The 26864-nt window shown below is 64.6% G+C and carries 29 protein-coding genes; 17 read left to right on the top strand and 12 right to left on the bottom strand.

The features are described 5' to 3' along the window. Positions 1-112: 112 nt before the first annotated feature. A complete protein-coding gene (locus tag K6L26_RS31665; protein ID WP_245008707.1) occupies positions 113-751 on the top strand; it encodes a hypothetical protein in 639 nt (212 codons plus the stop codon). 151 nt (positions 752-902) lie between these two features. Here the strand turns inward: K6L26_RS31665 and K6L26_RS08755 are convergent, their stop codons facing one another. Together K6L26_RS08755 and K6L26_RS08750 are read right to left on the bottom strand one after the other, a co-directional pair. Next, positions 903-1109: a hypothetical protein gene (locus tag K6L26_RS08755; RefSeq protein ID WP_221852963.1), complete on the bottom strand. Its 207-nt coding sequence runs from the start codon at positions 1107-1109 to the stop codon at positions 903-905. A gap of 183 nt (positions 1110-1292) precedes the next feature. After that, entirely contained in the window at positions 1293-2396 is a 1104-nt protein-coding gene (locus tag K6L26_RS08750) for a hypothetical protein (protein WP_221852962.1), read from the bottom strand. Positions 2397-2541: 145 nt separating this feature from the next. Between K6L26_RS08750 and K6L26_RS08745 the strand changes: the two genes are divergently transcribed. The 4 genes from K6L26_RS08745 (at position 2542) to K6L26_RS08730 (ending at position 6683) form a co-directional block, all read left to right on the top strand. Further along, positions 2542-2781: a hypothetical protein gene (locus K6L26_RS08745; RefSeq protein WP_221852961.1), complete on the top strand. Its 240-nt coding sequence runs from the start codon at positions 2542-2544 to the stop codon at positions 2779-2781. Next, positions 2778-3560: a hypothetical protein gene (locus tag K6L26_RS08740; protein WP_221852960.1), complete on the top strand. Its 783-nt coding sequence runs from the start codon at positions 2778-2780 to the stop codon at positions 3558-3560. The genes K6L26_RS08745 and K6L26_RS08740 overlap by 4 nt, the downstream gene beginning before the upstream one ends. 77 nt (positions 3561-3637) lie before the next feature. Beyond that, positions 3638-3862 carry a hypothetical protein gene (locus K6L26_RS08735; RefSeq protein WP_221852959.1) on the top strand — a complete coding sequence of 75 codons (225 nt, stop codon included), beginning with the start codon at positions 3638-3640 and terminating at the stop codon, positions 3860-3862. A gap of 502 nt (positions 3863-4364) precedes the next feature. Further along, on the top strand, positions 4365-6683 hold the full coding sequence (locus tag K6L26_RS08730) for an AAA family ATPase (RefSeq protein WP_221852958.1): 2319 nt from the start codon (positions 4365-4367) through the stop codon (positions 6681-6683). A 148-nt stretch (positions 6684-6831) separates the two neighbouring features. Here the strand turns inward: K6L26_RS08730 and K6L26_RS08725 are convergent, their stop codons facing one another. Then, positions 6832-7395 (bottom strand): hypothetical protein, encoded by a 564-nt coding sequence (locus K6L26_RS08725; protein ID WP_221852957.1) that lies wholly within the window; start codon positions 7393-7395, stop codon positions 6832-6834. A 139-nt stretch (positions 7396-7534) separates the two neighbouring features. Here K6L26_RS08725 and K6L26_RS08720 point away from each other — a divergent pair, with 139 nt between their 5' ends. The 5 genes from K6L26_RS08720 (at position 7535) to K6L26_RS08700 (ending at position 10865) form a co-directional block, all read left to right on the top strand. Next, entirely contained in the window at positions 7535-8149 is a 615-nt protein-coding gene (locus K6L26_RS08720; RefSeq protein ID WP_221852956.1) for a hypothetical protein, read from the top strand. Positions 8150-8280: 131 nt separating this feature from the next. Continuing rightward, positions 8281-8478, top strand: coding sequence for a hypothetical protein (locus tag K6L26_RS08715; RefSeq protein WP_221852955.1), 198 nt, complete (start codon positions 8281-8283; stop codon positions 8476-8478). 132 nt (positions 8479-8610) lie between these two features. After that, on the top strand, positions 8611-9279 hold the full coding sequence (locus K6L26_RS08710) for a recombinase family protein (protein WP_221852954.1): 669 nt from the start codon (positions 8611-8613) through the stop codon (positions 9277-9279). After that, on the top strand, positions 9276-9551 hold the full coding sequence (locus K6L26_RS08705; protein WP_221853500.1) for a hypothetical protein: 276 nt from the start codon (positions 9276-9278) through the stop codon (positions 9549-9551). The genes K6L26_RS08710 and K6L26_RS08705 overlap by 4 nt, the downstream gene beginning before the upstream one ends. Before the next feature lie 6 nt (positions 9552-9557). Further along, a complete protein-coding gene (locus tag K6L26_RS08700) occupies positions 9558-10865 on the top strand; it encodes a tyrosine-type recombinase/integrase (RefSeq protein ID WP_221852953.1) in 1308 nt (435 codons plus the stop codon). Between the two features lie 9 nt (positions 10866-10874). Here K6L26_RS08700 and K6L26_RS08695 read toward each other — a convergent pair whose 3' ends face one another. Further along, the gene (locus K6L26_RS08695; RefSeq protein ID WP_221852952.1) at positions 10875-11834 is read right to left on the bottom strand and encodes a hypothetical protein; all 960 of its coding nucleotides are present in this window, start codon (positions 11832-11834) and stop codon (positions 10875-10877) included. 96 nt (positions 11835-11930) lie between these two features. Further along, positions 11931-12302 (bottom strand): hypothetical protein, encoded by a 372-nt coding sequence (locus tag K6L26_RS08690; protein WP_221852951.1) that lies wholly within the window; start codon positions 12300-12302, stop codon positions 11931-11933. Positions 12303-12487: 185 nt separating this feature from the next. Here K6L26_RS08690 and lpqV point away from each other — a divergent pair, with 185 nt between their 5' ends. Then, a complete protein-coding gene (gene lpqV, locus K6L26_RS08685; RefSeq protein ID WP_019348687.1) occupies positions 12488-12946 on the top strand; it encodes a lipoprotein LpqV in 459 nt (152 codons plus the stop codon). On the opposite strand, the gene K6L26_RS08680 is transcribed toward lpqV, so the two are convergent. After that, positions 12943-14652, bottom strand: coding sequence for a SulP family inorganic anion transporter (locus K6L26_RS08680; protein ID WP_080989689.1), 1710 nt, complete (start codon positions 14650-14652; stop codon positions 12943-12945). The genes lpqV and K6L26_RS08680 overlap by 4 nt on opposite strands. 30 nt (positions 14653-14682) lie before the next feature. Between K6L26_RS08680 and K6L26_RS08675 the strand changes: the two genes are divergently transcribed. Together K6L26_RS08675 and K6L26_RS08670 are read left to right on the top strand one after the other, a co-directional pair. Beyond that, positions 14683-16260 carry a SulP family inorganic anion transporter gene (locus K6L26_RS08675; protein WP_234788519.1) on the top strand — a complete coding sequence of 526 codons (1578 nt, stop codon included), beginning with the start codon at positions 14683-14685 and terminating at the stop codon, positions 16258-16260. Positions 16261-16274: 14 nt separating this feature from the next. Next, the gene (locus tag K6L26_RS08670) at positions 16275-17294 is read left to right on the top strand and encodes a patatin-like phospholipase family protein (protein ID WP_064894817.1); all 1020 of its coding nucleotides are present in this window, start codon (positions 16275-16277) and stop codon (positions 17292-17294) included. A 15-nt stretch (positions 17295-17309) separates the two neighbouring features. Here the strand turns inward: K6L26_RS08670 and K6L26_RS08665 are convergent, their stop codons facing one another. Together K6L26_RS08665 and K6L26_RS08660 are read right to left on the bottom strand one after the other, a co-directional pair. After that, entirely contained in the window at positions 17310-18167 is an 858-nt protein-coding gene (locus K6L26_RS08665; protein ID WP_221852950.1) for a patatin-like phospholipase family protein, read from the bottom strand. Between the two features lie 20 nt (positions 18168-18187). Then, positions 18188-19042, bottom strand: coding sequence for a class II glutamine amidotransferase (locus tag K6L26_RS08660; protein ID WP_221852949.1), 855 nt, complete (start codon positions 19040-19042; stop codon positions 18188-18190). A gap of 64 nt (positions 19043-19106) precedes the next feature. Between K6L26_RS08660 and K6L26_RS08655 the strand changes: the two genes are divergently transcribed. Beyond that, positions 19107-20150 (top strand): zinc-binding dehydrogenase, encoded by a 1044-nt coding sequence (locus K6L26_RS08655; protein ID WP_076210875.1) that lies wholly within the window; start codon positions 19107-19109, stop codon positions 20148-20150. Positions 20151-20153: 3 nt separating this feature from the next. Here K6L26_RS08655 and K6L26_RS08650 read toward each other — a convergent pair whose 3' ends face one another. Further along, positions 20154-21209 (bottom strand): NAD(P)H-dependent amine dehydrogenase family protein, encoded by a 1056-nt coding sequence (locus tag K6L26_RS08650; RefSeq protein ID WP_064894809.1) that lies wholly within the window; start codon positions 21207-21209, stop codon positions 20154-20156. 131 nt (positions 21210-21340) lie between these two features. On the opposite strand from K6L26_RS08650, the gene K6L26_RS08645 reads away from it, so the two are divergent. Beyond that, positions 21341-22531 (top strand): lipid-transfer protein, encoded by a 1191-nt coding sequence (locus tag K6L26_RS08645; protein ID WP_019343066.1) that lies wholly within the window; start codon positions 21341-21343, stop codon positions 22529-22531. A gap of 193 nt (positions 22532-22724) precedes the next feature. On the opposite strand, the gene K6L26_RS08640 is transcribed toward K6L26_RS08645, so the two are convergent. Then, a complete protein-coding gene (locus tag K6L26_RS08640) occupies positions 22725-23330 on the bottom strand; it encodes a TetR/AcrR family transcriptional regulator (RefSeq protein WP_064894807.1) in 606 nt (201 codons plus the stop codon). A gap of 62 nt (positions 23331-23392) precedes the next feature. Between K6L26_RS08640 and K6L26_RS08635 the strand changes: the two genes are divergently transcribed. After that, positions 23393-24223 carry an alpha/beta fold hydrolase gene (locus tag K6L26_RS08635; RefSeq protein WP_065063106.1) on the top strand — a complete coding sequence of 277 codons (831 nt, stop codon included), beginning with the start codon at positions 23393-23395 and terminating at the stop codon, positions 24221-24223. Between the two features lie 243 nt (positions 24224-24466). On the opposite strand, the gene K6L26_RS08630 is transcribed toward K6L26_RS08635, so the two are convergent. Continuing rightward, a complete protein-coding gene (locus K6L26_RS08630; protein ID WP_221852948.1) occupies positions 24467-26089 on the bottom strand; it encodes a fatty acid--CoA ligase in 1623 nt (540 codons plus the stop codon). Between the two features lie 107 nt (positions 26090-26196). Here K6L26_RS08630 and K6L26_RS08625 point away from each other — a divergent pair, with 107 nt between their 5' ends. Next, positions 26197-26505: a hypothetical protein gene (locus K6L26_RS08625; protein WP_064894801.1), complete on the top strand. Its 309-nt coding sequence runs from the start codon at positions 26197-26199 to the stop codon at positions 26503-26505. Positions 26506-26508: 3 nt separating this feature from the next. Here the strand turns inward: K6L26_RS08625 and K6L26_RS08620 are convergent, their stop codons facing one another. Beyond that, complete coding sequence (locus K6L26_RS08620) at positions 26509-26823, bottom strand: hypothetical protein (RefSeq protein ID WP_221852947.1); 315 nt, start codon at positions 26821-26823, stop codon at positions 26509-26511. Positions 26824-26864: the final 41 nt, after the last annotated feature.

The raw sequence follows: 26864 nt of genomic DNA, 5'->3' as shown, positions 1-26864 counted from the left end.
ATCGGTGCTTCGGAAACAAACCGCAATTCACACGTTGTGCGGAGTGTTTCCGAGGCACCGTTTTCCATGTCTCGACAACACTCCCGGCAGCACTACCGAAGGGAGAAACACCATGTCAGACAACACCGCGATCCTCGAAGAGCTGAGACAGATCGAAGAGCGCGTCAACGCGGGAGAAAGCCAGAGCATCGTGGCGCGTTGGGAGTTCGGTCGCGCACTGCTCGCGCAGCGTATCGGCAAGCAGCTTCCGAACGGACTGCGGAGACTCATCGCGGATAAGTTCAATCTGGGCTATACCGAAATATCGCAACGCATGCGGTTCGCGGACAAGTACGCCACCGAGGACAAAGTGGTCGCGTGCGCGAACACTTACGGCACCTGGAACCGGATCAAGCGGGACGATCTGCCGGAACAGCGTAAGGAGCGAGCTGCCCAAGACTCCAACGCTGGCCTGGGAATTGACGAACCGGCGCGAGGCGAAGATGACGACACCATCGCCGGACTAATCCGCGAGGTTGACGAAGTGTGTAGGCGTGCCGCGCTGTACGGCAGCAGAATCTCTGTTCTGACCGACGAGCACCGGGACGTGGTTATCGTGACTGACCGCGACATTGCTTCGGTCGATCAAGACGACGACGAGCCGAGTGTGTACAAGTTCACAGACAGCGACGGCGAGACAATCGTTGGGATGATCGTTGAAGGCGGAACGGTCGAACGGCATCTTGACGGAACCTATATCGTGCAGCTTTAGGTGTCGCCCAGATACCAACGGGATAAAGGCGACACCCGGCAGCAGACCCCATAGAGACCAAGTTCTTTCAAGGCTTGTCTGGCTGCCGGGTGCCGGTTTAGGTGAGCCAGGGCGATAAGGACCAAGGCGAGCGGCATCGCCCTGGCCCAGGTTATGTGACCTCGAAACCGCTTGTGCCGCTCAGCACTTTGAGCTGCTCAGCGGTGAAGTCCGACGCGGGTAGGGCATAGCCGTTGGCCACAGACCACACGTGCGGTCCTGACTTGATACCGAGTAACGCCCAGTCCTGGCGCGACATTTCACGCTGTGACTTCACACCTGGCAATGCGCCGGTGTAGCGAACAACCTTGTCAGTCATGGGCGGACCTGCTTTCCTGGGTGGCCGTAGCGTGTCTTGCGTTCCGGCACGGTGCTCGGAGAGCGCCCGCCGTACATGCCGCCCTCGTCGGGCGGTTTGCGCTCAATCCCTTTAGGCCGCAGCCCTCTTCCCCACGAGAACTCGCCAGGCTTGTCGTCGCCGCTTGCGTTCGGGTCCATTGCCTCACCCGCCGATGATTGTCGGTACCGCGTACGAACCTGCGGTGACTTGTAGAACGGCAGCAGCTCCGCGATGCCGAACGCCGACACCGAGTGTCCGATGGTAGAAGCTCTCCACGATCGGGTAGTTCTGGAAGTGGCCGGGTATGAGTTTCAGCCCTTGCCAGGCCGGATCTGGGTGCGTCCGGCGCCCAATCACATTGCCGGGGTTATCGACACCGGCTGTCGCCACGCACGCCACGTAGCCGAGCGGCACCAAGAATGACTCCAGAACATATGCACGGTAGTAACTTCCGAGCACCGGGATACCGTTCACGTCCTCTGGAGGCAGCGAACCGACAATCTGAAGGTCGGTGAGGTAGCTGGGGGCTGACTTCGCGGGGATGAAGTCGTAGTTGGCCTTCTTGCCGTTGTTGTTCTCCACACCTGCCCTGAACCTCGAGATGATCCTTCCCTCAGCGGGATTGACCAGAAGAAGCAACTGACCCGTACCACCGGGTCCGCCGTATCCGTGTTCCAAAACATGGTCCTGCAATAGCTCAATGTCTTCAGAATCGAGCGTTGCCGATCCCGACGCCAATACGTGCACGTGATCGCTCGCAAAGGATTTCCCCATGAAGGTAGGTGGGGTGATGCTATCGGCACCGGTATATAAGCCGTAGCACTGATACCCTTCACCGTTCGTTTCGGGTGCAGGGTTGAACAGGCGATTGAGCACCATCTCCGTCACGGTGCGACTGTCTGCGTTGAACGCTTGTCGAATGTCGGAGACGTATTGCTCGCTTGTGGCCTCTCGGACGTACTTCCACGTAAAGCGCGTAGCGGCACCCTTATCCAGCATCGTGTATCCGACGAGCAGCGGCTTCGGGCCAGGGCCGATAGACCTTGGTACGCCGAACTCCGATTCGTCCTCGAGAACACCAGCCTGCAACGATTGCGGCACGTAGTCACCAGGAACAGTCGTCTCGTAGCTCAAAAGTTGAACAATAGAGCGCTTTTCGCGGTTGTACGCTTCGACCGCTCGCAATGCCTCGTCCCAAACTGCGTCGACTGGTACTTTGTCCGCCGTCTTGAGAACGTCGCCATAAGTGTTGAATCCACCGGCCATTTCGCCGCCTCCTAATGCGCCTACAAGCATGTGTCCAACAGGCTACGGCGGAAATACACTGTGCGCCCGGCGATTAGGTGACCTCGGCTGCCAATGACCCGGGAGCGGACCGGACTTCAACCCGAAACGGGCGTAGCCTGAATGTATGTCTCACACAACGGCTCTTGAGCTTTCGCGCGTGCCTACGATCAAAGGCAGACGTGCCGCGTGGCACTGGATAAACAATGTTCTCGGCGTTCCAGTGACCATGAATTATGTTGACGTGAATACCAATAACAGACGCATTCGCCGAACCATGATCGCCGGTGCGATCTATTTCTCGACTCAAGACCTCTACGACTTCGTGATGAGCCACGTTGTCGAGCGGAACGGACAAGTCTCATGACTCACCCAGGCTCAGACCAAATCGTCGCGGCCATCATTGATTACGAACACGCCTTGGCCGTACCACATGGCAGCGCATTCGATCCACTCTGGCGGCAACGACTGCGCGTTGACGACGACAGCGTAACGATGCTGTTCGACCCGAACCTGAACCCCGACCTATACGACCGGTCCCGGCACACAACGCATCTAGTTCATATGCACGAGGCTGCGGAACAGGTTACGTACCACTACCCATTCAAACCGTGTGAGGGCAGCTCGTGCGTAGACCTCTCACAGGACGGCGACGTGAAGGTGGTCTTCGTCAACGACGTGACTCCAGACGGCGCACATGTTTACGTGCTCTCCGATACCCCCCAGCAGGACACCGAGAACGTAATCCCGACGGTGTGGCCGCACGAAGTGTTGATTGGTCGCGACGGCAGGCCGATTGTACGACTGAGCGACATTTTCAACCATGCCCTGCTACTTCGTTCGGACGGTGGCACGACCTATGTAGAAGGCTCCGAGGACTGCCCAGCGCTAGAACGATCACCGGCTCAAGAGTTTGTGCAGCGTCTGGCTTTTGGAACGTTGACTTCCGACACATGCGATCTGCGCCTAGCCGAGAACTGCGGCGGGCCGACAATCTTGCTGGTCGAGCACAAAGGTGGGTACGTGCTGTTATGGGAGGTCTGCGAGGGTTGTTACGACAAGGCCCGACACACGGCGCGAGCTGCCTTGCAAGCCGAATGCGAGGCCAGGGCCAGTGTGCAACGACGGGACGGTGAGCCCGAATGAAACACCAGCGAATGAGGCATTGGGCGAGCATCAAGCGATCTCCCGTTGGCCCAAATCCCAGCGAGGCCAGCAAGGCGATGGCAGCCGCGATAGAGGCACGCAGGCAGACGCAGCGCGTCATGGCCGAGCAGTACGAGGCACGGCGCAAAGGAGCCGCAGCTTGGGCGCGTAACCGCCGTGACGCCCTGGCCGCAGCCGAGCGAGCCAAGCTGGCCGACCAAGGCGTGACCTTCGACGCCAACGGCGAGCCTGTGCTGACTGTCCGTCAGGACGCCGAACCAGACAAAGGCAGCCTGGGTTAAGTCCATGATGCGCCCGGGATCTGTCCCAGCCGGCCTCGACAGGGTTGCACCCACGATCAGTGCGCCAGGTTGCAGGAGGTGACGCAGGGCGGTGTTAGCGAGTCACTAGGTCTACTGACCCTCACAGGGCTAACTCTCTTGTAGTGCAATACGTTTCAGATGCAGCTCGGTGTATACCGGAGGTACCGCGAGGGAAACGGAGGCAAGAGCATGCAACAACAGCAAGGGTTGATGCGTCGGGGCGAGGTGCGGCAGTGGCTCATAGACGAACGTGGGATCGACGTCGCGGAATGGCACATCATCAGGGCTGATCAGCGTGGGGAAATTCCATGCATCGTCTTGGGACAGCGCCGGTACTTTTCGCCGGAGGATATAGATGCCTGGCTGGCGGCTAACCGCCACACGCCCAAGTCCCACTCGGTACCGGCCCAATAGACGAGAGTGCCCCGGCTGCTGGAACACAACAACCGGGGCGGTAGCACCGAGACGCAGGAAGGATGCTATGGCAAGTCTACAGCCGCCCGTAGGTAGCGACAGCGCGGCAGATGACGAGCAGCCCAACATGTTTGAGGTTGAGTTCGACGGCATTGACGTTGACGAGTTCAGACACCACGCGAAGCGACTCCACGAAAACGGGCTGCCGCCTTTAGCGATTGGGAACGAGACGAGCAAACGGCCTTGGCATCGTGGGGTGACAGGACGCGGTGGTGTGGACGCCGAGCTGGACGAGATTGAGTCCTGGCCCGAGGACGTTGTGCGACGGATCGACAGCGGGGTCAACGGTGTCTTGAACCTCGGCATACGAATGCCCGTTGGGGGCATTGGTATCGACATAGACGACTATGTGACCGCCAACGGTCAGGCCAAGCATGGCCTACGCACAATCGCCGAACGCTCCACCCGCCTTGGCTCACTGCCGCTGACCTACCGACTGTCAGCGCGATCCTTTGAGAGCGGCAGCGGTATACGGCTGTATCGAGTTAACGCACCGGACGGATGGGAGGCACGCGGCGAACTGAAAGCGGCAGACGGCAGTCCCGGTCACGTTGAGTTCATCCAGAGGCACCACCGGCTGGCCGTCGTTCCCCCAAGCATCCGACCGGACTTGGGCGATGGTGTTCGGGTCCGGCTGTACGATGAACGCACCGGCGAAGAGGTACCGGACGGCATTGTGCCCCCGATCAGCGAGTGGGCCGCGTTGCCCGATGCCTGGCGAGACGCCATCACGAAGCAGGCCAGGGCCGGAGGTGGACGAGGCGAGGCGACAGCCGAAGAGGTCGAACAGTTCCGTGCCGACTGCACCGAAGACTACTGGCCGAACCTGCTACCACGAATCGTCAAGCGGGTCAGCGACGAACGCGACAGCACTCGGAACACTGCCCGCGACGAACTGTGTCGGGCCGCGAGGCACGCCCGTATCGGCTGCTTTCCGTGGAAGCGGGCACGTGACGAGCTTGAGGCCGCAGCACGCGAGTCTTACGCGGCTCGCGGTGAAGCTGACAGGTTCGACCTGGCAGAGATAGACCGCCTGGAGCAGTTCGCAATTGGTGAAGCGCTGGCCGACGACATAGAAGAGCTACAGCGTCGGGCTGCGGCAGACCTCAGCTGGAAACCGGGCGGAACTGCACCCGAGCACGTCACGCCGTGGGAGAACTGGATGCGGATACGCCGCGCCCTAGATCGGAACGGCGGACGTATCCCCATGAAGCCTATGGATTCCGATACCAACGGTGAGCTGCCGGATGGGCGCGGCGACGACAAACACCAAACCCCATCCGGCCAGCGTGTTATCAGGTGGCGCACCGGTAGCGAGGTACGCGACGACGTGCCCGAGTGGGGATTCGAGCACAACGGCAAAGGCTGCATACAGCGCGCCACACTCGCATTGTTCGCAGGACGGCCCGGAGCCGGGAAGTCGACGGGTGCACGGTGGTTCGCTTCAGAGTTCACACGCGGCACACTTGGTGGCTGCTTTTACGGCGAGCCACAGAACGTCGCCTACATTGCCTCCGAGGAATCAATCGAGTACATGGTAAAGCCGAGCCTGCGGGCACACGGTGCCGATATGAGCCGGATTCACTTCCCTCATGTGGAAATTGATGGTCAAGAGGTACGGCTGAACTCTAGGGACGATGAGGCCAGATTGATCAAAGACCTTACTGACCGTGGGATTTCGGTCGTATTCGTGGACCCTGTGATGAGTGCCATCGGGTCGAAGGTGAACATCAACAACAACAACGAAGTACGCGAGTGCATTGAACCTTGGTCCAGGATCGCAAGGGCCATCAACGGTTTGGTCATCTGCATTGTTCACCTGACGAAAGCACCCGGCGGCGATGTTGTCGCAGCGATCAACGGGTCGAGCGCGTTCGGTGAGGTAGCGCGAGCAGTCATCGCGTTCGCCAAAGACCAACAGTCAACCGAGGGCATCCGCGTTTTGTCGCAAGAGAAGAACAACGCCGGAACCGAAGACCTGGCCTTGGAGTATGTAATTGAGAGTCACAGAGTCGAGACGGACGCCGGTAAAGCTGCGGACGTAGGGAAATTTGTCATCAAGGGACCGTCCGACCGACGAGTGAGTGACGTATTGCAGGTTGACCCCAAGGACCGCAACGTCGCCAAGGCGGGTACGAAGATGTGCGAAGTGCTCGAATGCGTACGCACCGCTGGACACCCGACGGCAGCCGCGACGGTCGCTCAGGCGCTTGGACTTTCGTCCGATATGGCGGGTAAATACCTGCGTCGACTGGCCGACACAGGCTTTATCTCGAAAACTGGCCGTGGGCAGTTTGAGTACCGCGAACGTGGGGCGGAGGCTTAGACATGAGAGTCCGATTGTCCGTTTCGTGTCCGAATGTCCCTTTTGTCCGTTTGTCCGTTTTGCCTGACCTGCGAAAAGGACAACGGACAAACGGACAAACGCACAATGCACCTTCCCGCGCGCGAGAGCTGTCCGAATTCGCCGTTTGCTACCCCTCCGCACTGTCGAGATGCTTCAGGTATTCCCGCCCAATCGCGGTGATGCGGAACATGATCTTCACATCGCCGCTGCCACCATCGGCTAACAGCTTGGGCGCGGTCTCCCGCGTCAGCGAAGGGTTCTGTTCGAGTAAGCCAGCGATCTGCAGATGGCCGAGCGCGTTCAAAACCTCGCCAGGCTCGCTTTCCGTGGTGAAATCGTATGGGCCGTCGGTTGCCAACCTCCGGAGAACGCGTTTTTGTTCTGCTGGAAGGAAGTTCGCGACGAGAAATTTCAGGGCTCGAATCTCGTCTTCCTGCTTATCTTGTTTGGCTTCCAACTGTCGATACTTCAACGAAGCACCCCCAGGAAAAGCGATGCTCTCGAAGATCGGCCGCAGCCACGGCAAGAACCCGACGATAAGCAGAGTGACAGTCCAAGCGTCGATGCGCCCCGCTGGATCGACTACATGCCAGATCAGAAAACCCGCCGCCGTCACTGACAGCACGACCGACGGGATGACATAAGACTTCGGCCACTCCCCTTTACCAGCCACGACACCAAAGTAACTCACGGAGGTACCTATGAACCCGACAACCTCTGAACCACGCCGAGGCGGCGCGGCGCTAGATCACCCGAGGCGCTGCACTGCTCGCAGGCATGATGGTGAGCCGTGCCGCCGATACGCAGCACGAGGCGCGACGGTATGCCGGGTGCACGGTGGCGCTGCACCGCAGGTACAGGCCGCAGCACGCCGCCGATTGCAGCAGGCGACCGATTCCCTGGCGGCTCGGCTGCTCGGCATCGCCCTAGACGAAGGCACGTCCGAGACGGTGCGACTGGCCGCGATCCGCGATGCCCTTGATCGGGGCGGTGTGACCGCGAAGGCCGAACTTGAGCTGTCCGCCAAGCCCGCCGAACCGTGGCGCGAAGTGCTCGGCAACGTCGCAGGCGTGGCCCGCGTGAGCCAGACCGACAGCCGCCGTGCACGTGGCCTGCCGGTTGAAGACCAAAACCCAATGCCCGCCCTGGAACCTGTAGGCGCGGATACCGTGATCGACGCGGAGGTTGTGGACGAGAACCCAGATGCTCCAAGCGCATACCCCACGCCGGCGCCCAGTGGCACCCACAAACCACCCTGGCGTAGACCGCCGTACGGCCCTGGCGCGGATGAACCGATCATTCCGCCGACTGGCTCACCGGCAAGCAAGGCGCTCGTGACCATCGAAGAGGCCGAAGCTGCCGAACGGCAGCGGCAGTACGCCGAAGCGGCCCGCCGTGAACGCGAGCGAGCCAGCACCGGACGGATAGCCCGCCGTGCCCGCTGAGCGCCCAGCACAGCCCACGGCAGCGCTGAGCTGTCCGCGAGTACCGGAGAGCAGCCTGGCAGGCCGGAATGCCTAGCCACGGCCCACAGGGTGCACGAGCTGGCGCGTGTGTCCTTGGACCTGGCTGCGCGGTGCGGGTGCTGCGGCTGTACGGGCTACCCCGAGCCGGTGAGCAGGGCACCGTGCGCCGGGTGTGGCTTGACGGCGGCGAGCTGGCCGTGAGCGTGACCTTTGGCGACGGCACCGAAGAGACCTACAACGAGCGCGAGCTAGAAGACCTGCGTAACCCTAAGTGGAGCACCAGAAACCAGGCTGCGCATGGGGACTGACAACGAATAGCCCAGTGGGACAGCATGTTTCGATCTTCGTTGCTTGATACGCCCAGGTCAGCGGGCGTACGTTCTGAAGCGGGGCGTAAAGCGGAACGGTTCCGTTTCGCCCCGCCGAACGGGAGCGATGACATGAAAACCGCAGGTCAACCGGCGTTCATCGGCTACAGCCGCGTGAGCACCGAAGAACAGGCAGACCGGCGCAACGGCCTTGAGGCGCAGCACGCCGTGATCAGCGCCGAGGCGGACCGCCGAGGCTGGCAGATCGAGCACGTCACCGACGCTGGCGTGAGCGGCAAGAACATCGGCCCGCAGTTGCGTATGGCATTGGACCTATTGGCATCTGGTCAGGCTGACGGCCTTGTCGTTGCCAAGCTTGATCGCCTGTCGCGGTCAATCATCAACGCTTCCAACATTCTTGAAGCCGCACAGTCGCAGCGCTGGTCACTCGTCGTGCTCGATATGAGCCTTGACCTGACGACAGCAGCGGGCCGGATGATGGCGAACCAGTTCATCGTGTTCGCCCAGTATGAGCGCGAGCTGATCGGCGAACGGACAAAGGCAGGGCTGGCAGCCAAGCGCAGACGCGGCGAGCGGATCGGCAGACCGCGTGAGGCCACTACCGCCCTCGTGCGGCGGATACTCGCAGACCGCGATGCAGGCCAGAGCTTCGATGCAATCGCGAAAGCACTTGAGCAAGAGGGCATTAGATCACCGCGTGGCGGTAGCAAGTGGTACAGCTCGACAGCCCGCCGTATCTACCAAAGTGCCAGTGCCGCAGCGGAAGAAGCCGCCTCATGACTCGCGTACAGGTGACCGTGACGGTCTCCCCCACACGGCCCGGTATCGCCGCGCTCGTGTACCTCGCCCTGGCCAACGCATGCACTGAAGCGGTCTATGCGTTCCGCATGTGGCGGCTCGACCGCGCAAACCGCCGTCTCGCTGCACGTCTGGCAGCTCTCGCCCTGGCGAAGCGCGCCGACTATGAGCACCGGCTCTACCTCGCCGGTGATCCTCGCGGCACCTATGGCCGCTATATGCCCTACCAAATCCCAAGCAAGAAACCGGAGTAACCCATCATGGCCTACATCAGAACCCATGAGACAACAGCCAAGCGCGGCGGTAAGCCGGTCAAGCGCTATGAGGTGGTTTGGCGCGAGCCAGCTCGCGACAGTCTCGGTATCCCCATATCCCGCAAGACCAAGAGCCGCCAGGAAAGCTACCCGTCGCGAGCACTGGCTGAAGCCCGCCGCGATGAACTGAACAACGCGAAGCACTCCCCCGGTGGCACAGCCGCCCTGGCCGATGCCCGCAAGCTGGCGATGCTGCCGCTCTCGCACTTCGTGGGGAGCTGGCTGGCCGCACAGCAGGTGAAGGTGACGACGGGCGCGCTGAAGGACGGCACCCACGAGAACTACGGGACCATTCTCAAAACCCATGTGCTCCCCCGCTTCGGTGACCGGGCTATCGGGTCAATCACGGTGGCCGACTGCCGAGAGTTCCGCGCTGAGCTGGCAGGCCGGTTGGCTCGCGGCACTCTTGGGAACGTGTGGCGGTTGTTCCGTGCCGTCCTGCGCGATGCCTACGCGCAGCAGGCGATACCGTCGCTGCCGACAGACGGCGTTGACATTGGCCAGAAGCCAGCCAACCCGAGCGCCGTCGCGGTCAGACCTCGCCGCGCACTGACCGGTCAGCAGGTTGCCACGCTGGCTGCCAAGGCTGCCGAGCGTCACGAGGTCTACGGGCTGCTCGTGCTGTTTCTCTGCTACTCGGGTCTGCGCCGTTCCGAAGCCCAAGGGCTAGAAGTGCGTGACCTCATTTTCACCACCGGCCCAGATGACACAACCCGCTGCACGGTGCGCGTCGAACGTGCGAAGGCACGGCGCAAAGGTGAGTGGGTGACCGGCACGCTGAAGACCGGTGCCAGCCGCCGCACTGTGCCGTTACCGCCCTGGCTCGCGGTCAGGCTGGCTGACTACCTGGCCAACGTGCACGGTCGCCCCGACAACCCGCAGGCACCGTTGTGGCCACGGCGCGCAATGGGCGGTGCGCGGCGCAAGGGTGAGCCGGTGACGCCACGGCTTGAGTGGTCCGAGGACAGGCCGTGCGACCTGAAGGGACTGCACGAGGACATCATCGCCCCCGCTGCCGAGGCTGCCGGTTTGCCCAAAGGCGTACGCCTGCACGATTTCCGGCACACGTTCACGGCGCTGCAACTGACGCACGGCGTGCACTACTTGCAGGTCAGCAAGTGGCTAGGCCACGCGAGTCCCCAGGTGACAATGGCGATTTACGCTGACTGGATTCCCGACGAGGCTATCCCGAACACGCTGCCGGAACCGGTTGCCGGTGCGCCAACACCCAAGGTTGTCAATCTGTTTGGTTAGTTGGGTTAGTCACTCGTCATTCTCGTGCTCTGACCCATCATCGTCGGCATTCGCCACTGGCTCGCCCCGCCTATCGTCAATTGAGATCGTATCGGCGGCGGAATCCTTTTCGATCGCGCTCTGGATTCTTTCATAATCTCGCTGAGCCATAATGATATTGGGCCGAACTTTGAGCCTTTCAACCAGATCACGAGGTAGAGAGACCGTCGTCCCGTCTCGGAGTTCCACGGTGACAGTCTTTCTGTTCGAACCTGTAATTTGCCCAACTCCGCTGGGCGTCGCAACATAGCCACCGAACTGCGCGCTCATCTTGAGGTCGAGGCCGAGGCTTTGTGCTATGAGCTCGACATGGTTATCTAAACGTGCGATTCGCGCCGGAAGCGCGCGTTGCCGTAGCTCCATCGACCGAACGCGTTCGAGGACCTCCTCCATGACCTGACTCGGACTGCGAGGCTCTGCACCGTCAGCCCCTAGCGGCAATTGGGATTGACTCTCCCGGACCTCTTCCAAAGTCGTAACGAGGTCGGGCCAAAATTTCTCAAAGTAGATGGATAGCTGTCTTTCTGGGAGCTTTTGATCGGATGCCTCGTTGACCGACTTCACTAGCTTGAAAACATCTTCTTGTTCATTAAGGCTGGTGTGTTGAAAGTCCGAGAGCGGCCCGACCACATCGGCGGACTTCAGATCAAAGAGCACCGTACGAACACGCGGCTCCGAGGTGTGGTTGGACAGTGCACCAGCCTCGAAGTTGAGCCATGGTTCGCGAACATTCTGCCGAGTCAGGCAGATTACGCCCTGTCCCGTACCCGCCAATTCCTTGACAATAGCGTCACGCCCACGCGTCCCTTTCGCAATGTCTTCGCTCGAAACCCATGGCTCTGCGGACGGCACAACAAGCGGCAGCCACTCGCGCAATGCCAGGGCGACGGCGTGGCTCGTTTCCTTCGACCAACTGATGAACAGCTTCACTCGCCCATTCTCCCCTTGGCGTCAGCCCCATTTCCACACTTTCGCGGCGTGTCGCGCCAAACCGCACCCAAACGGTTGCACCGTGCAACGGCACGGCTAGCGGTGTCCCCTACCCAAACCCGGTAGTCCACCGCTCACGGTCCATACGCTGGTGCCGCCGCTCTTCTCGATCTTCTGCTTTGGCTTCTTACGCCTCTTACCCTGCTTCTTCTGGGACTTTGGGCTGGCAGCGTCTTTGTACCTCGCCTGTCTCAGTTTCCGAAGCTCGGTGTATTCCTTGGGGTTTCGGCGCTGATCATCTACAAGAACGTCCAGCAATGTCCCCCGTGAGACTCCATAGAGCTCTTGATACTTGGCGTATACGGCGCCGAGCGCACTCTTGTCGATAGATGCGTAAGCCTCGCGGAATGCCTTCCGAAATCTCGCTCGTTGACTGGCGGACAGCGGTGCGGGTACCGGTGCCGTCATCGCCCCATACTAAAGCTCAGCCATCCTCGACAGGCGCAATATTGGTTGTTTGCTGCACGACTTTGCCGCACCCGCACGCCGGGGTGAGGCCGGGGTGAGCCAGCCAGCCGAGCAGACAAATCGCGCTGAGCTGCATAAATGCGCCCAGCACCTAACAAACCGACCGTGTTGCATAGATTGGCGGCATGCGCTGTTACACGTGGACCACACGCCTGACCGCCGGAGCCCTCACCGCCGCCGGCTTGAGCCTGCTGATCGGATGCTCGACAGACGCCGGCAAGGACCAGTCCGGGGCATCCACGTCACCGTCCCCGCAGGCGACGACGACCACGGAGGCGCCGACCCCGACGGCCAAGCCCGGTGAGGTCGCGACGTCGCCCGGCGGGGTCACGACCGCCGTCGGCGCCGATGCACAGTCCACCGAAGAGGAGTATTTCCAGGCCTGTCATGCCGCCAAGCTGTGGATGCAGGCCAAGGGCGGTGACCTCAAGGCGCAGATCGAGCCGTACCTGGCGAGTGTGCAGGCGCCCGACGCGGCTCCCGGGCCGGGTACCTATAACGTGCCGTGGGCGCAGCTGGAGCCGGGCCGTCAGGCCGCCGTCATCGTGGCTGCGCGGGCCGCCGCCGACGACCTCTGCAGCTAGTTCGAATCACGCTGCGGCGAATCCCCCGGTTGGCCGTCCTGGGCGGCCACCCAGGCGCGGCCCCGCTCTACGGCGACGTCGAGCGCGCCGAAGACCCGGTCGGAGGCCGCCACGACGCTGTCGTCGCCGAGTAGGTCGTCGAGGCCACCGCGCCGCAGCACCTCTGCGGTGCCGGGGTTGACCCCGGCGATGATCAGCCGCCCGTTGTTGGCGGTCAGTTGGCCGGCCCATCGGCGCAGCGCCTTGATGGTCACCGATGACGGCACGTCAGGCAGTGATCGCAGGCTGAGCACCACGACGGCGTTCGTGGTGCCTTCGGCTCGCGGCCAGGTCTCGTCGATTCGGGCCACCTCGGCGAACAGGCCGACTCCGGCGTAGTGCAGCACGGTGACGTCGTTGCTGGCACACCGTTCCGGAACGGCCGCCTCCTGCCAGCCCCCGCCGGGCGCCGGGGTCAGCGCCATCAGTTGCGCGGCCTCGGCGGCCTTGGCGCAGTAGAGCACCAGTGAGGTGATCACGCCGATGAGGATCGCGGTGTGCAGTGGCAGCTGCGTGGTGGCGGCGAAGGTGACCAGCATCGCCACCGCCGACAGCGGCGCGACCCGCAGCACCAGTTTGATGTCGGGCAGCCGGCCGACAACGAGCTCGGCACCGATCACCAGGATCAGCCCGCCGATCACCGGCATCGGGATGATCTCGGCGGCCGAGCCGGCGACCAATACGAGCACGGCCAGCCACAGCCCGGCGAAGATGCCGGCCCACCGGGTCTGGGCGCCGGCCGAGGTGGCCACCCCGGTGCGGGACAGCGAGCCGCCGGCCGGCAGGGCGCCGAACATGCCACCCGCCACGTTCGCCGCACCCTGGGCCAGGAAATCTCCGTTCATATTGGTGCGGCTGCCGTCCGGGTTGGGCACGGCGGCAGAGATACCCGCGGCCTGGGCCAGCGCGACGAGTGCCACCGCCACGCCGCCGACGAGCAGCTCGGGCATCGCGGCGAAGTTCGGAACCGTAACCGGGGGAAGCGCATTCGCGATAGACGCGATGTCGCCCACGGTTTCGACGTCGATATGGGCCACGGCCACCACAGCGGTGACCACGACGAGGGCCAGCAGCGTCGCGAACGATTCGAGCGGCTTGATGAAGTGAAACACCGCCCATACCGCGACGGTGCCCAGCGCTACGGCGACGGCAGGCGTGTGCCATAGACCGATGTGCGCCAGCGAGTCGATGAATTTGCCAATGGTGTTGCCGCTCTGCGGTTTGTAGCCGGTGGCGTCACCGAGCACACCGGCCACGATCTGCAGGGCGATGCCGGTGGAAAAGCCGGTCATCACCGCGTTGGAGACGAAGTTCATGATCGAGCCGAACCGCAGCAGGCCGAAGAGCAGCATGACCGCACCGACCACGACGGCCAGGGCCGCGACGTTGGCGGGGTCGGCCGGATCGAGCCCGGCCTCCTTGAGCACGCTGCGCGACGTCAGGGCGATGGCGCTGGTCAGCGTGGTCACCATGAGCACGGTGCGGGCGAACAGCGACCCGATGATGCCCGGCACGATGCCGGCATAGATGCCGGTGACGGGATTGAAGCCGCCGATACTGGCGTAGGCCATACCTTCGGGGATGGAGAACAGGCCCGTGACCAGTCCGGAGATGACGTCACGAGGCTTGGGCCGGCCCAGTTTACGAGCGAATGTTGGCGTACCCACGGAATCAACCCTCGCACGAATGTGACCGCCGTGGGCGATACTGCGAATGTGCGCGCGCCGGGAATTCTTCCGTATCAGCGGGAGTGGCTACGCGCCGACGTAGTCGCCGGCCTGGCCGCCGGTGCCGTGATCATCCCACAGGCCATGGCGTACGCGACCGTGGCTCACATGCCGGTCCAGTTCGGCCTGTACACCTGCATGCTGCCGTTGGTGGTCTACGCGTTCCTCGGCGGCTCGCGCACCACCAGCGTCACCACCACGTCCACCATCGCGACACTGAGCGCTTCGACCATGGTCGGGGCGGGGATCGCGGCGGGATCACCCGATGCGCAGGCACATCTGGTCACCTTGACGCTGCTGGTCGGCGCCTTCCTGCTGGCGGCACGGCTGCTGCGACTCGGCGCGATCATCGAGAACATCAACGAGGCGACGCTGCTCGGGCTCAAGGCCGGTGTCGGGCTGACGGTCGCCGCAGCGCAGATACCCAAACTCTTTGGCGTGGAGGATAATCCGCACGCCACCGGGTTCTTCCACATTCTGTGGTCGGCGCTGCGTCAACTCGGCCAGGCGAACATCGCCACCGTGCTGCTGTCCGTCGTCACCATCACCCTGCTCCTGCTGATCGGCAAGTTCGCCCCGTTGGTTCCGGGCCCGCTGGTCGTGGTGGCGCTGGGAATCGGGCTGGCGGCCTTCGGCGGGTTGCCGTCGATGGGTGTCGCGTTGATCCCCGAGGTCCCGCAGGGCATTCCGCTGCCCGCGTTGCCTGCGCTCGACCATGTCGGGCACCTCGTTCCCGGCGCGCTGGCCATCGCGATGATGGCGTTTCTGGAGACCGTCGCTGTCGCCCGTGGGGTGCGCAGGCCCGAGGAGCCTCAGATCGACGCCGACCGCGAGCTGTCCGCCAACGGCATTGCCGCATTGGTGAGTTCGTTCTTCCACGCGCTGCCGCCGGCCGGTGGGTTCTCGCAGACCGGGATGAACCTGCGTACCGGGGCCCGCTCGCAGGTCTGCGGCCTGGTCACGGCGGCCCTGGCGGTGCTGGTCGCGATGTTCCTGGCGCCGGTGCTCTCCGAACTGCCGCAGGCCACGCTCGGCGCCATGGTATTGGTTGCCGTTCTGGGACTCATCGACATCAGGGCGTTGCAGCGTTTGTACCGGTTCGACAAGCTGGAGTTCAGCCTGGCCGCGATCGTCGGCGTCTTCGGTCTGACGGTCGGCCTGCTTCCCGCGGTGGCGGCCGGGGTGCTGCTCACGCTGTATTTCGTGCTGCGAGAAGCCAACCGCGCCCATGTCGTGCAGGTCGGCGCCCAACCGTTGACGCTTCGCTTCGAACTCGGCCTGTACACCGCGAACCTGCGGGCCAACCTCGACGCGGTGCTCACGAAGGTCGCCGCCTGCGAGCCCCGGCCGGACCTGGTGATCCTCGACCTCTCCCGGCTGCCCTGGCTGACCTCGACGATCCTGGACGGCCTGCGGGATCTGGAAATCCAACTCGGCGGCATCGAGGTGCGTTACACCGGTCTGCGTGACGACCTGCACCGGATGGCACGACGATGGCCGTGGTGGCAGGAGGTGGAGGCACAGGGCCGGTACGTCGATCCGGTGTGATTCAAAATGGAGGTATGCGTGTTGCTCTGGCCCTCGGCAGTGGTGGGGCTCGCGGCTACGCGCACATCGGGGTGATCGACGAGCTGCATGACCGCGGTTACGAGGTCGTCGGTGTCTCCGGGTCATCGATGGGCGCGCTGGTCGGCGGGTTGCACGCGGCCGGCAAGCTCGACGAGTTCGCCGATTGGGCACGGACTTTGACTCAGCGGGCGGTATTGCGACTGCTGGACCCGTCGATCACCGCAGCCGGGATCCTGCGTGCCGAGAAGATTCTCGATGCGGTCCGCGACATCATCGGAGAAGCCACGATCGAACAGCTGCCGATCCCCTACACCGCGGTGGCGACGGATCTGATCACCGGGAAATCGGTGTGGTTGCAACGCGGCCCGCTCGACGCGGCGATCCGGGCGTCGATCGCCATTCCCGGCGTGATCGCCCCCCACGTGCTCGACGGCCGGTTACTCGGCGACGGCGGCATCCTCGACCCGCTGCCAATGGCGCCGATCGCCGCGGTCAACGCCGATCTCACCATCGCGGTCAGCTTGGCCGGCGGTGATCCGGGGACTGCGGCCGCCCCGGGCGACCCGGAGCGGCGGCCCACCAGCGAATGGCTCAACCGCATGATGCGCAGCACCTCGGCGGTGCTGGACACGGCGTCGGTGCGGGCCGTGCTGGACCGCCCGACCGCCCGCGCGGTGTTGAGCCGGTTCGGGGCGGCGCTCCCGCCCGAGGACAGTTCCGAACTCGACGAGGCCGGGCAGGCCGATCAGGTCGACGTGCCCGCCGACCCCGTGGGTGGGGCGGATCCCGAAGTGCCGGAGCCGGCCGATGTACCGAAGCTGGGCAGCTTCGAGGTGATGAACCGCACCATCGACATCGCCCAGGCCGCACTGGCCCGGCACACCTTGGCGGCGTATCCGCCCGACCTGCTGATCGAGGTGCCGCGCACGGTGTGCCGGAGCCTGGAATTTCACCGCGCCGCCGAGGTCATCGACATCGGCCGAGAGCTGACTGCCCGCGCGCTCGACGGCTGAGTTTCAGCCCACGTTTCAGCCCAACAGGAACGCGGCGACCTCGGCCGCCACCCGACGACCTTGAGCCCGCCCGGCCAGCGCCGAGGGCACCCGGCACGCCGGGTCGAGCGGATTCTTGCCGAACGCGACGAGAGCGTCGTCGTCGGCGAAGATCCCGAACGAGCGTCCGTCGAAGCCGTCGACCTCCTCGGCCGCACCGGTGCCGAACGGCGACGGTGTCGAGCGGCCCTGTGGCACCAGGGCGACGGCGGTGTCGCAGTCGGCGGCCAGCGCCATGTTGACCGCGCTGCCGATACCGCCGTCCATGAACCGTCGACCGCCGATGTTCACGACCGGCCATACCGCGGGCACCGCGCAGCTGGCGGCGACGGCATCGACCAGCGACACCCCGGAATCGCGGTCCAGCGTCACCAGCTCGCCCATGTCGATGTCGATTGCCGAGATCCGCAGCGCCCGGTCGGGCCAGTCGTGCGACGGCAGCCGCGCCTCGATCACCTTGCGCCGCACAGAGGGGTCGACGGTGGCGGTGCACGCGGCCACCGCGCCGATGCCTTGCAGCTTCTGGGCTTTGGTGGTGTTGGGCTTGAGCATGGCTTTGACGAACAGGTCGGTGACGTTGTCGATGCTGACACCCGGGTCGAGTTCGGCCGATACGGCGCCGACTTGGCGCTCGAACAGTTCCGCCAACCGCAGGCCACTGCCGAGCTGCGCGGACACTGTCGATCCCGCCGACGTACCCACCAGCACGTCGGAACCGAGCAGCGCGTCGGCAGTCTCAGGAGATTCGTCGGCGATGCCTTGCAGGATCCCGGTCTCCCAGGCGATGCCTGCGATACCTCCCCCGGCGAGCACCAGTGCACGTTTGGATGTCACGAAGGTCGAGTGTGCCAGGGCTACCCGTGCTGCGACGCCGCAGCCTTGGCGCTCAGATCCTCTCGGTGCAGCAGGTGGCGCGGTGGCTTCGGGAACGCGACCCGGGTGTCGATCCGCAGGTCCGAGTCGACGTGCACCAACTCGCCGGGTGCGATGGGTCGCCAATCCTCATCGTCCATGGGCTCGCTGGCGAACACCACCGACGGCTGCGTGGTCAGCTGGTCCGACTCGGCACGGATTCGCGGGCTGCGCAGCCGCAGGCGCCGCTGCGACGGGCGTCGGCGGTCGAGCATGTAGAGGTCATGAGTGTCGGGGTAGCGCAGGGCCCACATGTCGGTGGCGGTGCTGAGCAGCAGGTTGACGGCATAGATCGGTACGTTGTCGGCCAGCCAGCCGACGGCTTCGACGATGCCCGCACCGATGTCGCCGCCGCGCGCCCGCGCGGATGCGGTGATGAGCGCGAACACTCGCTCGGAGTCGGTCTGTCCCTTCACCAGGTCTGCCACTGCCAGTTCACGGATCCGGTCGTCGAGGACATCGAGCCCCTCGACCACACCGTTGTGCGCGAAGATCCGGCCGTCTTGGAGAAAGGGATGGGTGTTCACCGGGTCCAGCGATCCCGTCGACGCGTAGCGGACGTGTGCGATGAACGTCGTCGCGGTGACATCGTGTGCTTCCGTGGCGAATTCGGAATCCTGCCAGGCCGCTACGGGCTCTTTGTGTATCACCGGCAGACCGTCGGGCCCGAATACGCCGAGGCCGGTGCCGTCGGGGTTACGCCGGCTCTGCTCGGCCAGGTTGTCGGGCGCATCGAGCAGCCAGAAGGTCGCCGGCACCAGTTGGCGGCCGGCGTGTAGGCCGAACAATCGGCACATGACCTCAACGCACCCGATGAAGTGCCATGATGCGGATAGTAACCGGTGAGACGAGGAGAATGCGATGACGGGCACCATGCGGGCACAACGCTTCTACGCCGACACCAAAAGAGTTGTGGTGGAAGATGTTCCGATCCCCGAGCCGGGTCCGGGTGAGGTGCTGGTCAAGGTCGCGTTCTGCGGCATCTGTCATTCCGACCTGAGCCTGATCAACGGGACGTTCCCGGCGCAGGCACCGGTGGTGACGCAGGGCCATGAGGCCTCGGGCACCATCGCCGAGCTCGGCCCGGGCGTAACCGGCTGGGCCGAGGGCGACCGCGTCATCGTCGCGGCGGGTCGGCCGTGCCTGGAGTGCCCCAACTGCCGGCGCGGCGACATCGCCAACTGCATGCGAATCCGGTTGATGGCCTTCGCCTACGACGGCGCGTGGGCGGAGTACACCCTCGCCCAGGCGGTCGGGCTGACCCGGGTTCCCGACAACGTCCCGCTGGAGCAGGCCGCGATCCTCGCCGATGCGGTGTCGACGCCGTACGGCGCGGTGGTGCGCACCGGCAAGGTCGGCATCGGTGAGTCGGTCGGGGTGTGGGGTCTCGGTGGCGTCGGCACGCACATCGTGCAGCTCGCCCGGCTGGTCGGCGCCGTGCCGGTGGTCGCCGTCGACATCAAACCCGAGGTGCTGGAGCGGGCATTGGAGATCGGCGCCGATTACGCGTTCGACGCCGGTGACGCGCAATTGGGCGAAAAGATCGCCGAGGTCACCGGGGGTCGCGGACTGGATGTGGCGTTCGACGCGGTCGGGCTCAAGTCGACGTTCGAGCAGGCCCTGGGCCAGCTGACGGTCGGCGGCCGGTTGGTCGCGGTCGGGATGAGCGCTCAGGAGCCGACCATCGGCCCGACGTCGATGTTCGGCCTGACCCAGAAGCAGGTGCTCGGCCACCTGGGTTATCAGAACGTCGACATCTCCACACTGGCGACGCTGGTCTCATTGGGCAGGCTCGACCTGTCCCGCTCGATCAGCGAGATCGTCTCGCTGGAGGATATCGCCCTGGGGATCGACAAGCTGGAGCGCCAGGAGGGCAACCCGATCCGGATCCTGGTGCGCCCCTGAGGCTTACGCGCCGGCGAGTTTGGGCGCGGCCTTCCCGCTGATGAGTGGCAGATCCGGGTAGGTGACCACGCCGGGCGCGGCGGCACATACGGCGGGCACCGAGTTGACGCAGTGCGCGGCGGTGGCGACGACGCCCGACTCGGGACCGTCCTCGCCGGCCTCGGACTGGAATCCCTTGATGATGACGGTGAAGTCCGGGTTGCCGCGGACCTCCATCTCGTACCGCTGCCCGGCCGGACCGAAAGTCCATGCGGGATCAAGGTTTTCCTCACCCATCAGCCAGTTCACCGTGACCCGGACGACGGGTTCGCCGTCGACGAGGGCCTCCCAGTGGAACTTGCGGCCGGCCACTTGGCCGGGTTCGATGACGCCGATGGGCGAGTCGATGGGCGCGGTGGCCACCGCGATCTCCTGCGTGGCCCGGATCCGCGGGTCGATCTTGAAGCCGACGTGGTCGACGACCATCTTGACGGCCTGGATGAAGCCACCGTCGAGCATCTTCTGCATCGGCCCACTCAGTGCGGTGTCGGGTGTTCCGCCGAAACCCATCACGTGGCGCACCACGTCCGGTGCGTCGTAGGTGCGCAGGTCGGAAAACTCCTCGGCGCGAACGAATGTCACTCCGGTGGCCATCGCCGAGAACACCAGCGGGAACTTCTCGCTGATCCCGCCGGGGGCGATGCCGGTGCCGTGCAGCGTCGCGTTGCCCTCCAGTGCGGCTTCCCGCATCGGCGCGGCCTGCTTTTCGCTGGGGTACAGCCAGCCGACGGGGGTGATGACGTTCTTGCCCGAGCGCAGCAGCGCCGCGACCTCGTCGGGGTTGGGGATCAGCGGCGAGTAGATCACCGCATCGGCGTCGAGCGCCAGGATCTCCTCGGTGCTGCTGGTGGCGGTGACGCCGATGGGTTCGGTGCCGATGATCTCACCGACGTCCTTGCCGTTCTTGGCGTCGGAGTACACCCGGCAGCCGGCGAGTTCGAGGTCAGGGTGCTCGAGGACGCCCTTGATGGCGGCGACGCCGACTCCGCCGGTTGCCCACTGCACCACTTTGAGTGTCAAGACCCCTCCTCGGCGAAACTAGAACACGTTCTACTGGTCTACACCACCGACCTCGTCAGCGGAAGTACGTGCGCACACAACTCCAGCTGAAGACGGTTGACGCGATTTCGCCATGAAGTATGTTCCGTTGCATGGCTAACAAAGTGTTCGTCGTCGGTGTGGGGATGACGAAGTTCGAGAAACCGGGACGTCGCGAGGGTTGGGACTACCCGGACATGGCACGCGAGTCGGGTACCAAGGCGCTCGAGGATGCGGGCATCTCCTACGACCAGGTGCAGCAGGGCTACGTCGGGTACTGCTCGGGTGATTCCACCTCGGGTCAGCGGGCGCTCTACGAGCTGGGCATGACAGGCATCCCGATCGTCAACGTCAACAACAACTGTTCCACCGGTTCGACCGCGCTTTACCTTGCCGCGCAAGCGATTCGCGGCGGCCTGGCCGATTGCACCATCGCGCTGGGCTTCGAGAAGATGCAGCCCGGCTCGCTTCAGGCGGGTGCGCAGGACCGCGAATCCCCGCTGGGCCGCCACGTCAAGGCCCTGGCCGAGATCGACGAGTTCGCCTTCCCCGTCGCGCCGTGGATGTTCGGCGCCGCCGGCCGCGAGCACATGAAGAAGTACGGCACCACCGCCGAGCATTTCGCGAAGATCGGCTACAAGAACCACAAGCACTCGGTGAACAACCCGTATGCGCAGTTCCAGGACGAGTACACCCTCGACGACATCCTGGCCGCCAAGATGATCTCCGATCCGCTGACCAAGCTGCAGTGCTCCCCCACCTCGGACGGGTCGGGTGCGGCGATCGTGGCCAGCGAGGCGTTCGTCGACAAGCACGGCCTGGCCGGCCAGGCGGTTGAGATCGTCGGGCAGGCGATGACCACCGACTTCGCCTCGACCTTCGACGGCAGCGCCGCCAACATCATCGGCTACGACATGAATGTCCAAGCCGCACAGCAGGTCTACGCACAGTCCGGGCTGGGTCCCGAGGACTTCCAGGTGATCGAGCTGCACGACTGCTTCTCCGCCAACGAGCTGCTGCTGTACGAAGCCCTCGGCCTGTGCGGCGAGGGTGAGGCGCCGCGGCTGATCGACGACAACGACACCACCTACGGCGGTCGCTGGGTGGTCAACCCGTCCGGCGGGCTGATCTCCAAGGGTCACCCGCTGGGCGCGACGGGCCTGGCCCAGTGCTCCGAGCTGACCTGGCAGTTGCGCGGCACCGCCGACAAGCGCCAGGTCGACGGAGTCACCGCCGCCCTGCAGCACAACATCGGCCTCGGCGGCGCCGCCGTCGTGACGGCCTACCAGCGCGCCGAGCGGTAACCGTTCTTCCGCCGACGCCGGTCTCCGTTGTGCCTTTGTCGCGCTTGCTTTTGTCACGCTAGCGTGGCTCTCGAGCCCGAGCGTCACGCTAGCGTGACAATTCAGAGCGGCCCGACTCCCCATTGTCACGCCAGAGTGGCTCCCGAAGCCGACAGCCACTCTGGCGTGACAAAGCCCACGGCGCGGGGAGAAACTAGCCCGTCAACATCGCGTCGATCAGGCGGCGTAGCACCTGCTTGATCTCGCGGCGGGCCTTCTTCGGATCCTCGGCGGTGGCGATGGCCATGGCCGCCTCGTCGAGCGCACCGATCAGCACATGGGCCAGCGCCCGCACCGGCTGCTTGGCGAGCTGGCCTGCCTTGATCGCCTCGGCCAGCAGCTGCTCGGTCATCCCGAGGCTGTAGCGCTGGGCGACGTCGCGGAAGCCCGCCCAACCGAGCACACTCGGCGCGTCGAGCAAGACCAACTGCCGCACCTCGGGATCACCCGACACCTCCAGCCAGCCGTCGACCGCGGCCCGGATCGCGTCGGCCGGCGTCGTCGCACCCGATGCGGCCACCTCGGCCGCCAGCCTGCCCATCACATCCTGCTCCACCACCTCCACCACTGCGAGGAAAAGCGCTGCCTTGTCGGCGAATTGGTGGTACATCGCGCCACGGGTCACCCCGGCGGCAGTGGCGATCTCCGGCGTGCCCACCTCGGCATACCCGCGTTCGCCCCATAGCCTCCTGGCGGCAGCGATCAGCGCCTCGCGGGTCGCCGCGGAGCGCTCTTCCTGGGTACGTCTCTTGTTTTCCATACACCCTGTTGGTAAGTTACGGACACTCTGTTTGTAAATGTGTATCGAGCTGGGAGTCATCCATGTCGACCATTGAGATTAACGCCGGAACCATCCACTACGAGGAATTCGGCCCCGAGGACGGTAGGCCGGTCGTCTTCGTGCACGGGTACATGATGGGCGGTCAGTTGTGGCGCCAGGTCAGCGCCAGGCTGGCCTCGCAGGGCCTCCGCTGTATCGTCCCGACCTGGCCGCTCGGCGCGCATCCTGAACCGCTGCGGCCGGGCGCCGACCGCAGCATCCGAGGTGTGGCGAACATCGTCGCAGATACCCTGGCCGCACTGGATCTCGACGACGTCGTGCTCGTCGGCAATGACACCGGCGGCGTGGTCACCCAACTGGTCGCCGTGCATCATCCGGAGCGGATCGGCGCCCTCGTGCTGACGAGTTGCGATGCGTTCGAACACTTTCCGCCGCCGATCCTCAAACCGCTCATCGCGGCGGCGAAATACAAGGCACTGTTCCGGGTCGGCACCCAGGCCGTGCGGATCCCGGCCGTGCGCAAGCGGGCATACGCCGGGTTGGCGCACACGAACATCGACGCGCTCACCCACGAGTGGGTGCGTACCGCATTGTCGAATCCGGCGATCGCCGAGGACCTCCGGCAGTTCACCCGGTCGTTGCGCACCGAGGTCACCACCGGGGTGGCCGCACGGCTGCCCGAATTCGACAAGCCGACGCTCATCGCGTGGTCGGCCGACGACGTGTTCTTCGAACTCGGCGACGGCGAACGCCTCGCGAGGATCATCCCGGAGGCCCGCCTTGAGGTTATCGACGGCGCCCGCACGTTCTCGATGGTTGACCGACCGGACCGGCTCGCCGATCTGCTGTCGACCATCGCCGTGCGCGCGTAGCCGGCCTTGTCCCGCCACCTGCGACCCGTTGTCACGCTGGAGTGGCCGTCGAGGTCGATAGCTGCTCTGGCGTGACAAAGCGGACACGGCCCAGCGCGTTTGGTCACTCCAGCGTGACGCTCGGGCTCGAGAGCCACTCCAGCGTGACAATGGCGGGGACGGGCAATTGCGGGGACGGGCGACGGCGGGGACGGGCGATGGCGAAAGGGTGACAACGGGCGGGGACGCCGGGCCAACGGCGTACTAGAGCGTGATCACCTCATAGGCGCCGTCGGCGTGACGGGCCCGGATGGTCTTCTTGTCGTACTTGCCCACGCTGGTGCGCGGTACCTGCTCGATGAACGTCCACCGCTCGGGCAGCCACCAGCGGACCACCTTGTCCGCCAGGAACTCCCGCAGTTCGGCCGGCTCCGCTGACGCTCCCTCGTTCAGCACCACCACTGCCAGCGGACGTTCCTGCCAGCGTTCGTCGGGCACCCCCACCACGGCGGCCTCCAGCACCGCCGGGTGCGCGATGAGGTGGTTCTCCAGTTCCACCGAGGAGATCCACTCGCCGCCGGATTTGATGACGTCCTTGGCCCGGTCGGTCAGGGTCACATAGCCCTGCGGATCGATCACGCCGACGTCCCCGGTGCGCAGCCAACCGCTGTCGAACTTCTCCGAGTCGCGGTCCAGGTAGTAGGACCCGGTGATCCACGGCCCGCGCACCTCCAACTCACCGACGGCGTCGCCGTCGCCGGGCAGCGGGGCTCCTTCGTCGTCGACGATGCGCACCTCCACGCCGCACATCGGGCGGCCCTGGCTGACCCGCATCTGCCAGCTACGTTCCTCGGTAACTCCGGGCAACGGCTTGGCGACGGTGGCCAGCGGCGAGGTCTCGGTCATCCCCCAGGCCTGCTGGATGTACACGCCGTACCGTTCCTGGAACTCCTGCATCAAGGACAACGGCACCGCCGAACCGCCGCACGCGACCAGTCGCAGCGACGAAACGTCATGTCCCGGTTCCTTTTCCAAGCGGTGCACGACGTCGTTCCAGATGGTCGGCACGGCACCGGCCAGCGTCGGGCGCTGTGATTCGATCAGGTCGATCAACGAGGCGCCGTCCATGAACCGGTCGGGCATCACCAGGTTGGCGCCGGCCATCAGCGCCGCATACGGCAGCCCCCAGGCATTGGCGTGGAACATCGGCACGATCGGCAGCACCGAGTCGCTGCAGCTGACGTCGAGCGCATTGCCCGTGCAGGTGTTCAACGCGTGCAGATAACTCGAGCGGTGGCTGTACACCACACCTTTCGGGTTTCCCGTGGTGCCGCTGGTGTAACACATTGCCGCCGCCGAGTTTTCGTCGACCTCCGGCCAGTCGAACTCTTCTGGGTGCCCGGCCAGCAGCTCGTCCCAGCGCTCGACGGTCACGCCTTTCAACGCGCTCACGTCGCCTTCGCCGACCACGATCACGGTGTGCACGGTTTCCAGCAGCGGCAGCACGGGGGCCAGCAGCGGCACCAGGGAGGCGTCGGCGATCACCACGTTGTCGGCGGCCTCGTTGGCGATGTAGGCGATCTGCTCGGGCGAGAGCCGGATGTTCAGGGTGTGCAGTACCGCGCCCATCGCGGGCACGGCGAGATAGGCGGCGAGGTGTTCGGTGTTGTTCCACATGAACGTGCCGACGCGCTGGTCGCCGTCGATGCCGAGCCGACGCAGGGCGTGCGCCAGCCGGGCCGCCTGCCCACCCAGCTCCCGGTAGTTGATCGTGCGGTAGCGGCCCTGGCCGCAGGCGGTGGTCACGGTCCGGTCCCCGTTGACACCGCAGGCGTGTCGCAGGATCGCGGTGATCGTCAACGGCCAGTTCTGCATCGTGCTCTTCACGGGCGCGATGGTATGCGCTCGCCGACCGGCGCCGGCGGGAACGATTCGAATTCCCCGAACGATGTACGTAGGGGAAGATGGACAGGTAACGACGGAAGGACGTGCCGATGCGCGTGAAATGGTCCCTGCTGGCAGTCACGGTGGCTGTGTTCGGGGCAATCGGCGCGTCGTCTGCCGTGGCGTCGGCCGAGACGGCGCAGGAGACCATCAACCGCCTGCAGTCCGAGGGGTACACCGTCACCATCGACAAGATCGGCACCGCACCGCTGGACCACTGCACTGTGACCAGCGTGCGCAATCCCCAGCAGGTCAGCCAATTGGTGCCGTATGTCGGGCCCGGTCTCGGTGGCGACCGGATCCTGGTTCCGTCGGTCACCAGCCGCACCGTGTCGGTGTCGCTGAACTGCCAGCGCTGAAACTTACTTCGAGCAGTCCAGTGACACCGTGATGGTGCGTCGCACCACCACGGGTACCAGGTCGAATTCCTTCGCGCCGTTCTTGCCGAACCGTTCGACCCGGATCAGCTTGGTCTGGGACTGTGGGTTACGGACGCTGGTGACGATGCACTGATCGAGCGGGGCGCTGCCCACCCGGTCGATGTTGACGTAGTAGCCCTCGGCTTCCAGTAACCCGATGGTCTCGACCGCCGAGTCGGCAGAGGCCGATCCGGCGGGCGCCAAAATGGTTCCCAGTGCCGCCCCCGACGCGACCATCATGATGATCGATGTGTACATGGCCGTGTCTTCTTTCGTGCTTCCCGCACTCACTCTTTCGG

The organism is Mycobacterium farcinogenes (assembly GCF_019739075.1).
Lineage (GTDB): Bacteria > Actinomycetota > Actinomycetes > Mycobacteriales > Mycobacteriaceae > Mycobacterium > Mycobacterium senegalense.
The sequence above is the reverse complement of the archived record's forward strand: the minus strand, read 5'-3'. Positions and strand labels throughout refer to the sequence as shown.